At 62.2% G+C, this 12,317-nt stretch carries 10 protein-coding genes; 1 reads left to right on the top strand and 9 read right to left on the bottom strand.

Annotation, left to right across the window (positions count from 1 at the left end):
* The first annotated feature begins 1 nt into the window (after position 1).
* Complete coding sequence (locus tag LHFGNBLO_RS03415; protein WP_258600126.1) at positions 2-3,595, top strand: adenylate/guanylate cyclase domain-containing protein; 3,594 nt, start codon at positions 2-4, stop codon at positions 3,593-3,595.
* A 76-nt stretch (positions 3,596-3,671) separates the two neighbouring features.
* Here the strand turns inward: LHFGNBLO_RS03415 and LHFGNBLO_RS03410 are convergent, their stop codons facing one another.
* From LHFGNBLO_RS03410 to LHFGNBLO_RS33395, 9 genes are read right to left on the bottom strand one after another with little or no spacing between them, the layout of a single operon-like run.
* Positions 3,672-3,959 (bottom strand): protealysin inhibitor emfourin, encoded by a 288-nt coding sequence (locus tag LHFGNBLO_RS03410; protein ID WP_258600124.1) that lies wholly within the window; start codon positions 3,957-3,959, stop codon positions 3,672-3,674.
* A gap of 27 nt (positions 3,960-3,986) precedes the next feature.
* On the bottom strand, positions 3,987-5,018 hold the full coding sequence (locus LHFGNBLO_RS03405) for a M4 family metallopeptidase (RefSeq protein ID WP_258600123.1): 1,032 nt from the start codon (positions 5,016-5,018) through the stop codon (positions 3,987-3,989).
* A 24-nt stretch (positions 5,019-5,042) separates the two neighbouring features.
* Positions 5,043-5,693 carry a hypothetical protein gene (locus LHFGNBLO_RS03400; RefSeq protein WP_258600121.1) on the bottom strand — a complete coding sequence of 217 codons (651 nt, stop codon included), beginning with the start codon at positions 5,691-5,693 and terminating at the stop codon, positions 5,043-5,045.
* Positions 5,694-5,704: 11 nt separating this feature from the next.
* The gene (locus LHFGNBLO_RS03395; protein WP_258600119.1) at positions 5,705-7,021 is read right to left on the bottom strand and encodes a YCF48-related protein; all 1,317 of its coding nucleotides are present in this window, start codon (positions 7,019-7,021) and stop codon (positions 5,705-5,707) included.
* On the bottom strand, positions 7,018-7,623 hold the full coding sequence (locus LHFGNBLO_RS03390) for a cytochrome P460 family protein (RefSeq protein ID WP_258600118.1): 606 nt from the start codon (positions 7,621-7,623) through the stop codon (positions 7,018-7,020). Before LHFGNBLO_RS03390 ends, LHFGNBLO_RS03395 begins: the two co-directional genes overlap by 4 nt.
* An 11-nt stretch (positions 7,624-7,634) precedes the next feature.
* Positions 7,635-8,183 (bottom strand): hypothetical protein, encoded by a 549-nt coding sequence (locus tag LHFGNBLO_RS03385; RefSeq protein WP_258600116.1) that lies wholly within the window; start codon positions 8,181-8,183, stop codon positions 7,635-7,637.
* A 10-nt stretch (positions 8,184-8,193) separates the two neighbouring features.
* Positions 8,194-9,594 (bottom strand): tyrosinase family protein, encoded by a 1,401-nt coding sequence (locus tag LHFGNBLO_RS03380; protein WP_258600115.1) that lies wholly within the window; start codon positions 9,592-9,594, stop codon positions 8,194-8,196.
* 21 nt (positions 9,595-9,615) lie between these two features.
* Positions 9,616-10,017: a hypothetical protein gene (locus LHFGNBLO_RS03375; RefSeq protein WP_258600114.1), complete on the bottom strand. Its 402-nt coding sequence runs from the start codon at positions 10,015-10,017 to the stop codon at positions 9,616-9,618.
* A gap of 53 nt (positions 10,018-10,070) precedes the next feature.
* Complete coding sequence (locus LHFGNBLO_RS33395) at positions 10,071-12,119, bottom strand: multicopper oxidase family protein (protein WP_319944158.1); 2,049 nt, start codon at positions 12,117-12,119, stop codon at positions 10,071-10,073.
* Positions 12,120-12,317 lie beyond the last annotated feature (198 nt).

Raw genomic sequence — 12,317 nt, 5'->3', positions numbered from 1 at the left:
GATGCCGACCAGGCGACTTGCCGTCCTGCTCTATGGGGACGCGGTCGGCTATTGCTCGGAGACAGGCGCCGACGAACTGGCCACGCACGAGGCGCTGACGGAAAGCTTCGAGGTTTTCCGCAAAACCTTCGAACGCCATGGCGGAACGATCATTTACCATCCAGGCGATGCCGTGCTTGCCGAGTTCTCGACCGTGACAGGAGCGGTCTCGGCTGGTGAAGAGGCCCAGCATGCTCTTGCAACGGCGCGCGCCTCGGGCAAGCGCGTCCTCGACTTCAGGATCGGCATCAATCTCGGCGACATCATCGTCGATCGCAACAACGTCTATGGCGACGGCGTGAACATCGCCGAACGAATTCAGCGTGTGGCGGAGCCGGGCGGTGTTTGCATTTCCGAAGCGGTCTATTCCGCGCTCGGCGGCTCGGCAAGCCACCGCTTCGCTCTGCTGGGCGAGCGAGCGCTGAAGAACGTCAGCAGGCCGGTGAGAATATATCACCTTTCGACGGACAGGATCGCTCATGGACCATCGCCCGGTCTCGACATCGCGACCTTCGTCGCAGTCGCGACCTTCAAGATGACAAGCGCCTCCGACATCCCACTCATGGATGTCGAGGAGGCGCGCCGGGCAACCAACGCCTTCGAACAGCTGCTGCGCGGAATCGTCGGCAAGAAGGGAGGCACGATCGTCTCGCGGGCGGCCGATAGGTACATCGCCGGTTTTGGCATTGAGGCTACTCAAGAGAGTGCCATCTTCACCTGCCTTGGCGCCGCACTGACCTTTGCGCAGGCAGCCGACGAGGTCACCCGCGAACTGGGCAAGACTTTCACCTGGCGCGTCGGCGTGGACTGCGGTCTGGCGCTTGTCGAGACCCAAACTTCATCGGGTGAATGCGACATACATGGGCCGGTGGTCGCCAATTCGCTGTGGCTTGCCGAGCAATCGAGTACTCCGGGCGTCTACATGACGTCGGAGATCTTCCAGGCGGTCGGCGACAGGTTTGACGCGGTCAGCGTCGAAAGCGCAACGCGCAATGCCGCGCCCGGGCAGATATGGAAGGCCGTCAACGGTCGGGCCAAGCCGCTAGCCAGGCAAACCGCCTTCGTCGGCCGCCAAGTCGAGTTGATGCAGTTGCGGAGCCTGTTGACGGCCGTCTTTTCGGCCCGGCGGGGCTGCGTGGTCACCATCGTCGGCGAGGCCGGTATCGGCAAGACTCGACTTGCCGAGGAGGCCACCGAATGCGAGGCCGCGAACTGCCGCTGCTTGCGCATCGAGCCCCATGAATTTAGCGTGGCATCATCGTCTTCGTCGGTCGCCGGATTGCTTCTTGCCGACCTGCTCAGGACGGAAGGGCTGGCAACGGCCGACATGGATCTTCTGCTTGCCGAGATGAAGAGCCGGGGGTGGCTGCAAGAGCGGCAGTTCCCGTTTGTGTACGATTTGCTGAACCTGCCTATTCCGATATCCCTGCTCGGCCAGTATTCGCTGCTTGACGACCAGGCCCGCAAGCTGGGCAAACAGGCTGTGGTGGTCGACATCGTCTGCAAAGCGTCCCGGCTCACGCCGCTGGTCGTTATCATCAACAATGCCGAGATTGCCGACCATTCCGAGCTGTCGTTCCTGCGGGATATCGCCAAGCTCGTCGCAAACCTGCCGATCGCCGTCCTGATGACATCTCGCGTAGCCAACGTACTTGAGGCAAGCGGCAGAAATGGCGCCACTGCCGACCAGACCGGAATGCTGCTGTCTCTCGGCTCGCTTCCGGATGACGACTGCCGGCAGATCGCGGCGCAGTTCTCCTCGATTGCCGCGCACTTGGTCGACGACTGCATTTCGCGATCAGGGGGCAATCCACTGTTCCTCGTGCAGTTGCTGCGCCACATCGATGCTTCGGCCGATAGCGCCATTCCAGCGACGATCATGGATGCGATCAAGACCAGGCTTGCGCACTTGCCGCGTTCGGATGGGCTGGCGCTTCGCGCCCTGGCGGTTGCCGGGGCACGCGCATCGACGGAGATGCTTCGCTTCCTGCTGATGGATTCGAGCTACGACCCACGCACGCTGGCGCAGGGCGGCCTGATCGAGCTGATAGACGAGACCTGGGTGTTCAACCACCCTCTTATTCGTGACGTCACATACGCCTCGACAACGGCGTCCCAGCGCCGCAAGCTGCATCAAAGCGCGGCGGAATGGTTCGCCGGGACGAATGCCGTGTTGCGCGCGGAGCACCTCGAGAAGGCCGCCGACCAGCAGACCGCCGAGGCCTTCCGTCAGGCTGCGACGGAGCAGCTGCAGAGCCTTCGGTACGCGGAAGCCCTTGCGCTTGCCGAACGCGGTCTGCGATGGGCACGCACTGACCCGCAACGTCGCGATCTGCTGCTGCTCAAGGCGCAGGTTTTGCTTGCGATGGGGTTGACCGGAAGCGCGATCACGGTGGCTGGCGAAGTGGTGCAGTTGCCATCCGCTTCGAATGACCTGGCGACGATACAGGCCTGGCTGGTCCTGGCTAAATGCCATGCCTCTGTCGATCGATATGCCGACGCATTGAGATTCCTCGATCTGGCTGAAAACGCCGCACTTGAGCGCGGCTGCACCAAGGAGTTGGCGCAGGCTCATTACTTGCGCGGCAGCGTGTTCTTCCCGCAAGGCCGCGTCGACGACTGCTACCGCCAGCACGACGCGGCGCGATTGACGGCGCGAAAGGCCGACTGCGCCGAAACCGAGGTGCTGGCGCTGAGCGGGCTTGGCGATGCGGAATACGCGCGCGGGCGCATGCGTAGCGCCCATGCATTGTTTCGCCAATGCGTTCAGATGTCGGACGAAAGAGGCTGGCGGCGCACAGCGGTGGAAAACCATCACATGGTGGCCACCGCCGCGCATTATTTCATTCCGCTTCGGGAAGCCTTGTCACAGGGACTGGCCGCGCTCGAGCGCGCCAGGCAGATTGCCCATCGCCGCGCCGAACTGTGCTGCCTGTCCTTTCTCAGCGTGATCTCGTTCGATTTGGGGCTTCTCGACGAGGCGGACGCGTACGCTACGCAGGCACAGTCTCTGGCGCGCGAACTCGGTGCACGACGCTTCGAGCCGTTGAACCTCACCTTTCTGGCAAAGGTCCTGCGGCTTCGCGGCCAGCATGCGCAGGCCCGCGAGGTGCTGGACGAGGCTCTGAGGGCCAGCGAGGACGTGGGCATGTCGTACAACGGCGCGCGGGTACTGGGGGAGATCGCGCTGTGCGAACCGGATGCGAGGAAACGCAAGGCTGTGCTCAAGCAAGGAGAGGCGCTGCTCGCGGCGGGGTGCATCGGCTCCAACCACCTGTGGTTCTATCGCGACGCGATCGATGCAAGCCTTGCCCACGGCGACCTCGACGATGCCACGCGGCTCGCCGACGCACTGGCCCGATACACCCAGCACGAACCGATGGCATGGGCGGATGTGGTGGTGCGCAGGTGCCGGATCTTGACGGACTCACGCAACGGCTCGCCCGACGACCAGATCGCGCGATCGGCCGCGGAACTATCCGGGATAGCGGAGCGGCTCCACTATGGGACGTTCACGGCTGATGTGCCAGGCCTCAAACTGATGGTGATGGCCTGAGACGTCCGCCGGAACATGCTGCATCGCGCTCGCCGCTTCCTCTGCTCAAACACGCGATTGCACGGGCGCCAGACCGCTACTCGATCTCGTCTTTGACGCTGGCGGCGAGGGCCTCGGGCACAGCATGCTCCGCGACCTCTATCGTTTCCGGCCCTTTCGCCGTTTCGCGCGTTATGCGGTAGCGAAACTCATCTGCGACGGCGGACGTGCCGCCTTTGTCCTTGTTGGCGAAGAGAGCCTCGACAGCCGCTTGATCCGCTTTTGTAAGATCTTTGGCCGCTAAGCTCCCCCGGCTCTTCAATCTGGAGTTGGGCAGGCCGAAGCCGGCAAGTCCGCCCACCTTCTCTATCTTCAGATCGCTCATCACAACTCCAATCGGCACCGGCAGTCGCTACAATCCGACTTGCCTCCATCCTTGATCGACCGCATTGGCCACCGCTGCGTTTCCTGGGAACAGTTGGCCTGCGACCTGACGGGTCCGGTCAGCGAATTTCTGCATTGTCATGTTCGGAGAAGCGCCAAACCCGGTCATTGCAGCGTACCAAATCTGGCCCGCGCTGTCCCAGCTGTTGCCCCCAATCGCCATTGCCGCGTTGTAGAATGCGAAATTCGGTATGCCGCTGCTCGTGTGAGGGTCTATTCCCGGCCGGTAGTTCGCGTAATGAAAGACTTGGGGAGCGATGCAATGCGCATTGCCGGGGCTTGCCATATCTCTCAGGCAGGTCAGCCCATTGGCGGCAGCCTGCGGTCCGACAATGTCCTTGCCGATCAGCCAGTCGGCGGTCGCGACCGTTTGCCCAGCCATCCATTGACGGAACATCGCGCCAAAAACATCCGACATGCTCTCATTCAGGCCGCCCGGTTCGTTGCTGTAGACCAATTGAAGGCTGTGCTGTATGACACCGTGCGTAAGTTCGTGGCAAATGACGTCGTTGCTCCTGGTGAAGTCGACGAAAATCGCGCCGTCTCCGTCACCGTACAACATCTGAGACCCATTCCAATTGGCATTGTTGTATCCGATACCGAAGTGGACCGAGGACAATATCGTCATCCCGGAACTGTCGATAGAATTTCGATTGAATACTTGCTGATAGAATTTCGAAACGTTCGTAGTCGTTTCGAATGCCTGCTTGATACTCGCATCGGCAGATGTGTCAGGATTAGTTACCGGCAGGCCTGGCAGCGTCTTTGAGCCGTTGCAATCATATATGGTGATGGTTGGCGCGGCGGCCAGTGCCACGATTCCGGGCGAAACCGCCTCGGAAGCCCTTGTCAGCTTGCGGGCCTGCTCGCGAAGCTTGCGCAGTTGGGTATCGACCTGCGCTGCGTCGGCGAGCCCGCGCCTGACCTGTGACGAGTAAGTCTGGTCTTTTGACAGACGCAACAATACCTGGAGTGGGACTATACTGCAGTACATGCACATGACGATTCCCCCGAGTAAGATTTGCTATGCATTCATTCCTGTGGTCGTCCAATTGTCGAACAAGTCGACATCGGCTATGGGCCATTTGCCGTCACACGGCATGTCTCCATCCCGCAAATGCTGCAGAATTCCGGGAGCGTTCGCCTTGACGTCCTCGTAGACGTCCAAGCGCCAGCCGGTTACCGCGGCCATCACGTTGATATCCTTCGGACGGAACAGCGGCTTGATATCCGCCGCGAAGCTGGGGGCGCCGGCCGCCTCGACGGGCTGGCTCGGCGCCGCCAGCGCGGCCGATCCGCTCGCCAGGCTGTGCATCTTCGATGCCTTGTCGAACAGTGCGGTCTTGACGTTCGAGACGGCATGCACGCGGACGCCGCGCAGCGGCAATCCAGGCCCCCAGTAGTTCGCCAGGTCGGTATCCTGAAGCAGGATCTCGGCGCGAATGGGAGTGAGCACGGGCAGGACCACGCTGCCGGCGGGCGGCCTGCGTGCGATGAAATCGAAATCCAGAATGCCGTCCGCAGGTGGTACGATATGGACGTACTGCGCCAGTTCCGGATTGCTCCAGCCACTGCTGACGACGCGCCCGCTGCTGGTGACGAGCAGCGACGGCGGCTTGCCCTTGAGCAGCGTCGTGGCGACGTCATCGACCGAATAGATTTTGCCTGCGCTCATAAAATGCCCTTTCAGTTTGTGGACGAAGTCTTCTTGTGGACGATCATGCTGGATGAATCGTCGTTGATCGTGATGCGTACGATGAATGGCCCCGGAACCAGTTTTCGGCCGCTGTCGTCGGTGAAATCCCACACGATCGAACGCTGTCCTGGAGCCGGATCGACCTCGTCGGCAAAGCGCCGCACCTGGCGTCCGAACCGTTCCCATATCCGGACCTGAAGGAGCCGCGCTCCGGCAGGGATTTCGGCGGGCAACGCGACGCTCTCTTCGCCCACCGCTTCAGGACTGCGCGCGTACGCCGCAAGGGCGGCGACCGCGACCGGCTCGTCCGTGAGCTTGTAGACCGTATCACCGGAGGCATAGGCGACCGTCGGTGGATTGCCGATGAAGCGAAAACGATTGAGCCGGAAGCCGATTTCGTTGGCTTCGCTCCAGTTGGCGCCGCCGTCAACGGTTGCGCTGGAGAAGCCGCCGGTGAAGTCGGCGTCGCCCCAGCCCCCGACCCAGCCTTGCCGTTCGTCGAGAAAGCCTATTCCTTCAAGGTTGGAGTTCCTTTGGCGGTCGTTCAGTCGCAGCCTCCGCCAGGATTGCCCGCTGTCGTCGCTGCGTAGAATTGCTCCGTCATGGAAGTTCTCGCAGGATACGAAAAGCACGCGCTCGTTGAGTTTCTGGAATTTCCAGCCCCATTCGCCGCGCGGGAACTCCCCGGATGCGGCGTTGCCGCGTACCTGGTTGACCCAGGTCTCACCACCGTCCCTGGTGAAGAATATCCCGGGCACCACGTCGGCCCTCTGCGTCGGGCGTGCGGGGTGGCCGACGTCATTGACCCCACCCACCACCCACCCTGTGTCGGGTGAATCGAAACAGATGTCGACCAGAAGCGCCGCATCCGGAACTTGCATGGTGTCCCACGTTGCACCTCCGTCACGGGTGCGCAGGATCCCGGCCTGCTCGTTGGGGTAGTTGGTGCCCGAAGCATAGAGCGTCGTCGGACCGGGCGCTGAGAGGCCGCAAATGCGTCCGGGCGCGCCCGCGGGAAGATTTTCCACATGCACCCAGTCGGCACCGCCGTTGCGGGTGACATAGAGGCGGTGGGGGCCGTGCAGGGTCCCGACCCATCCGGTGTCGGCGTCGGCGAACGCAATGCAACGCAGATAACTGCCTGCCAGATGCGCCTGGCGGATCCAGCTGGCGCCGCCATCACTCGTCTTCATGATGTAGCCGTCGGCATTGACCGCCCATCCGACGGCCGCATCGACGAACCAGATGTCGTCGGTGCGGCGAGCAACCGGAAGGCTGGTCGGCCTCCATGTTTTCATGGCGGTCATGGCTGGATCCAGCGTCTTAGCTGGGGATAGAACTGCACCCACACATTGTCGTGGCCGGCATGCAGCTTGTGGCAGGAGTAGCAAGCGGCGTCCGGAAATGCCGAGGTCGCCGGCGCAGGCTGGCCGGCGGCATTGACTGAGAAGGAGTAATACGCCCACACCTCTTTCGAATCGGGGCGGGTCGGGCGGTGCGAATCCTTGACAGCCGCCTCCACCCTCACCCGGTTGCCATTGTAGGTGCCGCCGTTGAGCACGCCGCCGCTGTCCTTGTCCTCGGCGGCGTAGTTTTCCATGATCAGGATCGTCGGATCGGGAAACACGCCGGTCTTGACGAATGCCGCATAGGCCGTCGGGTCGATATAGATATTGTGAAAGACCTGGCTGTCGGCACGTGTGGCTTCGAGCGCTGTCATGGCCGCGGCGCCGCTCTTATACGCGAGGCCCAGATTCGAGCCGACGAAGACCCAGTTCTCATAGCTCGGCGGCAGAACGAGGTTGCCGCTGGCGTCGTAGGTTGGGGCGGTCTGGGCAGTGGCCGATCCGGCCATGCCGATCAGCAGCGAGGCGATGCCAATCTGGATTGCGAGAGCGCGCGCGACCATGTCCATCTCCTTCATGTGCCCGCGCCGGGACGGGGCAGCCGCGTCTCGCCGTTCGCGTTGATGACGACAACCTCCTGCAGCGCGGGTGAGGCATTGATCATGGCAAGCAGCGGGCGGTCGGACGCGGGTCCCGCTGGATTGGCTGGCGCCTCGATGAACATCGTCAGGGTCTGCACCGCTGGCGAAAATGCAACGAGATGCAGCCATGCTTTCGAATCCGGGGAAGGCACGGAGACTGTTGCGGTGAGGCGCCATTTTCCGAAGCCGGCCGCTAGATTGTAACCGGTTCCTTGCCCGATAGTCAGACGCGGCGGCTGTCCGCCGAACTCGGTCTCTCCGGCCACGATCCAACGGTCGAAGAGATCAACCCACTCCCGCGGCCAAGGACCGCCCTCGGGCCTGGGTGGCATCGGGTCGTCGGACCGCAGCCGATCGAGAATGGCATGCCGAGAGGCCCAGACGGCATTCACGTCCGAAAAGTCAAATCGAGATCGCATATGATCCCAGTCCTGAAGGTTGAACATGGGACGAATGTGCAGTTCCCAGCGTGGCGTCGACATCTCACCTCCCCTATTCGATCGACAGGCCCACACCGCCGAATTCGAGGATGCCGCGTATCGCCTCCGAATCCGTAGTCAGGCCGTGCATTCCGGAATCACTGTTCGGATCGACGTAGGTCCGGACATCCAGCACCCAGGTCTCGCCGCCATGTTCGGCAACCAGTGCGTTGAGGTAGGGCGCAAGATTGACGCGGAAGGTCTGGGTCAATCCACTGCTTGTGGTGTCGTGGCCGTGGTGCCTCTGCCAGATCGTTCCGACATAGACGATGCGGCGTTCGCGGGATGCGCGGTCCTTGGGATCGAAGGAAGCTGCCTCGCTTTGCGGGTAGAAGAATGCGTTGACCTGAAACGTGACGGGAGAAACGATGCGGACGTTCTGGACCGTCACTCTCGCTGCTTCCACCTTCTTGGATGGGATTGTGACAAGGCTCGTGTGGCGTCCGACAGGATCCTCGGTCGCACTCAGCGCCATATCAACGCTCGCAAGCGGCTCGGGCATGCCCCCCGGTGATGCGATCGTCGTCACAGGCGGCGGCGGGCTGAATTCGTAGGAAACTTTCAACTGCGCTTCGGAATCGACGAGCTTGTCGACGGTCCAGTTCAGCCCGCAGAGTTTGCAGGTCGGACAGGTGTCGACCACGTGGTTGGCGCGCTGCTGCCAATTCCACCAGAGCAGGTCGATAAAAGCGTGATAGGACCAGTAGATCGGGTCTTCCGCAGCTGTCCTTGGATTGCCCATCAGGCCGCCGATGTAGCTGCCATGCATGGTGTTGTGCGGCGGATTCTCGAGTGCTCCGTAGCCGCCGTCTGCGCGGTCTTTGCACTCCACCGCCTGGTTCAGGCTGAAGCTGCCGAAATTGTCCTCCGTTGGCGAAGACCAGGATTTCACCGAGAGAACGTCCGCGTCGAGTTCAGGCCATGGAAAGGAGAGACGATCACAGCTTGGGTCCGGAGCGCCCTTGCAGATCGGTCTGTTCCAACGATCCTTGCGCGTCAGAAGCGCCTCAGTTTCGAACGCCTTGGGAAAGCGCGTTCCGCTCGGAAGCTCCGACCAGTTCCAGTAGGGGATCGTAACCTCGGACGTGCGCGGCGGATCCGATGCCCTGAGCTCGTTTTCGAAATCATACAGGTGCGCGCGGTGCCAGGGCAGGAAGGTGTCTGTGGCATGCTCGCAGGGACCAACGTCGAGGTCGTTGTGAAGTGCCGCGTAGTAGGCATAGCTCCCGACCGTCGAAGGGTCACGCCGCATGACGATGTCCAGCGCGTGCAGGTAGTTGGACAACTCCTCCGGCTTCAGCGCATCTATGTTCTTGCGGATGCGCAATTCGGGATTGTCGGCAAGCGCCCCGCCAACGCTCATGATCGCGGCAAGAATGGAAAAGATGACCAAGGCGGCTAATTTCTTTCGCATCTCTACATCCTCCAATTGCGGTCAGTCCTGCCGCACCGCGATCCACTGGGCGACGACCCCTGCCGGAGCCGTGCCATTCGAATGCGCCACGGTGCGCACGATGGTTCCGACAATAGCGGCGCGCTGATTGACGCCGTTCGGCCATTGCGGGACGAGAAATCCGCGATAATCGTAGACCCAGTTTTCACCGCCGATCGGACCGGAGCCTGTGAAGCGGATCGTTTCGGGGTTGCCGGCTGTGATCGTGCCGTCGAGGTTGAGCGACCAGCCCGTTCCGCCGATCGTGCCGCCGACAGTGCCTGGCTTGGGCTCCTCGATCGCCAACTTGGCGCGCCCGAACTCCAGGCTCTGGAACGGCGTATTCAAGTCGGGATCACTGACGAAGCTGCGATAGGTCCAGGTTCCAACAAAGGAGCTGCTCATCGTATTTCCTCTCGGTTGCGCGAGGCCTTCAGAGACGATGCCAAAGCGCGTCGCTAGTGGTGGCTGGCGGCGATTCCGCCGTGCCCGTCGGGCAGCGCGATGCGCACGTTCTGCATCATGCCTTGGTCCTCATGGTCGAGGATGTGGCAGTGGAGGACGAAGTCGCCGATATAGCGCTGGTAGCGGGTTCGAAGCACGAATGTCAGGTCCGCGCCTGAAATATAGAGCGTGTCTTTCCACACACCCTTCAGCCGCGCATAGGGCGACGAGTTGCCAGGCTCGAAACCGCTGACGTCCTTGTCTCCGTCAAGGATCTCGACAATCTGGAACGGATTCACATGTATGTGAAATGGATGCCCGGCGAACAGGGACTTCACCCGCCATTCCTCGACTCCACCCAGCGGCAGCAGTCGATCGACGCGCATTGGGTCATATGGCCGAAGGTCGACCCCACCCCCGCTTCCGTCCAGGGAGCCGATCTCGAAGATGGGTGGCGCGACGGACGTATCTATCTTGAACGCAACACTCTGCTTGCCCGTGAGTTCTTCTGGCGCGATTGTTTTGTGTGGCTCAAAGGCCGAAAGCAGCAGCCCCTGCTCGAGATCGTCGATGACCTTCTGGCTGACGTCGCCCGGCATGAAGCGCGCCGCGGCGGCTTTCAGCTCCTGCTTGAGATAGGCTTCCGTATCGACCCCGCCGGTGCCGGAGCCTTCCCCGACTTCGACGAAGCCGAGCAGTTGACGCGACTTTGCCTGCTGGCTCGCCGTGCCGTCGCCGGGGAGGTCGCCGTCGACGATGCAGTAGATGCCAGGCGTCGGGAAAACGACCAGCAGATCCTCGCGGTATCCGGGGTGTAGCGTGGCCGTCTGCTGCCCGACAAGCCGGTCGCGCGTATGCCCGTCTTCGGCGAGCGCATGCTGGACGATGTTGGTGCCATCGCAAACCTGATCGACGAAGGCCGCCCGCGCCTGCGGCGTCGCTGCCGTGTAGGCGGCCGCCTCTGCCATGGCGACCTGGGTCGGCCGAGTCTTCTGGAAGCCGAGCGAGATCGAGGCCCGCACGCCGGCGTGGATCAGCCGCCAGCGCTCGATGCCGCCGGCCGAGGCGCCCGTAAAGGTCGGAATCGTTCGCCCGTTGATGGTGGTGTAGCGTCCAGAATCGTGCCACGCAGGCGGTCCAAACTGATCCGGCTTCACAGGTCCTACATATCTCTCGATCTCCCCGACATCGCCTTCATCGCATACCCAAACGCCGTTTGCAGCTGACGGCGGATCGGTCTTGATGCGCCCCGCCGCGTCGCGGCAAGCGTACGGAATCTGCTGCAAAAGGACGATCCGTTCCGGGAACGGGGTGCCGTCGTCGCGCCGCAACAGCGTGTCGACGTCGCCCGGTTGATCCGCGGTCGGCAGTCGGGTTCCCTTTATGATGAGCGCCCCCGCCATGCCGCTCGAAACCTGCAGCGCGGTCGAGCCGTGAAGATGCGGATGATACCAGTAGGTTCCGGCCGGATGATCGGCGGGGATGTTGTATTCGTACTGAAACTGAACGTCCGGGTTGATGCGCAGCAGCACGTTGTCGGAATTGCCGGCCGGGCTGACCCAAAGTCCATGCGCGTGCAGGTTGGTCGAGTTGAAGCAGTGCGGAATGTTGGGATTTTCATGCTCCGCAGTGCAGGACGGATCGTCTGCGGGTAGCTTGTTATCAAGGGTGATCCGGAACGTTTCGCCGGGGAAGAGCGAAATCGTTGGAGCGACAAACGGATAGTCCGGGTCGACCCCCTCCCCTTGATAGCTGCGCAGCCGCACCTTGTCATACATGCCGGTCCGCGGGTTGAAGATCTTGCCGTTCACGTACTGTATGGTGGCCGACCAGAACGCCTCTCCGCCGACGGTCGGTACCGTCGGCGCTTCCGACAGGATCGTGATCGGCCCGGCGCCGCTTCCAGCGCGCTCGATGACTGCGCTGGGTGGGTTCTGCGCGATCTGCCCGGCAGTCCATGCCGCGGAAGGCAACCCGACGCAGATAGCTGCCGCGGCGAAGACGCAGGACCGATTTTTGCGACCCGCTCGACCAACGGGTTCTGTTTCGGGAACTTTGCGCACCTCGGTCATCCTCCCACCGGTCTGACGGTTGCCACGAAATCCGTATCTCTCCGTCATCGATCCTTTGCCGATCCGTGGCTCCTGACTGTGGGATTTGCCACCGTCGAGCGCGATTTCCTCGATAACGGGAAAGGGGTGGCCGACGGGACCGCCGGCGTCGGCGGGACACGGCTGCAAACAGCCGTTCAGACGCGGATC

The sequence above is a fragment of the Mesorhizobium sp. AR10 genome, from assembly GCF_024746795.1.
GTDB lineage: Bacteria > Pseudomonadota > Alphaproteobacteria > Rhizobiales > Rhizobiaceae > Mesorhizobium.
Note: the sequence above shows the minus strand (reverse complement) of the source record. Positions and strands in the feature narration are given on the sequence as shown.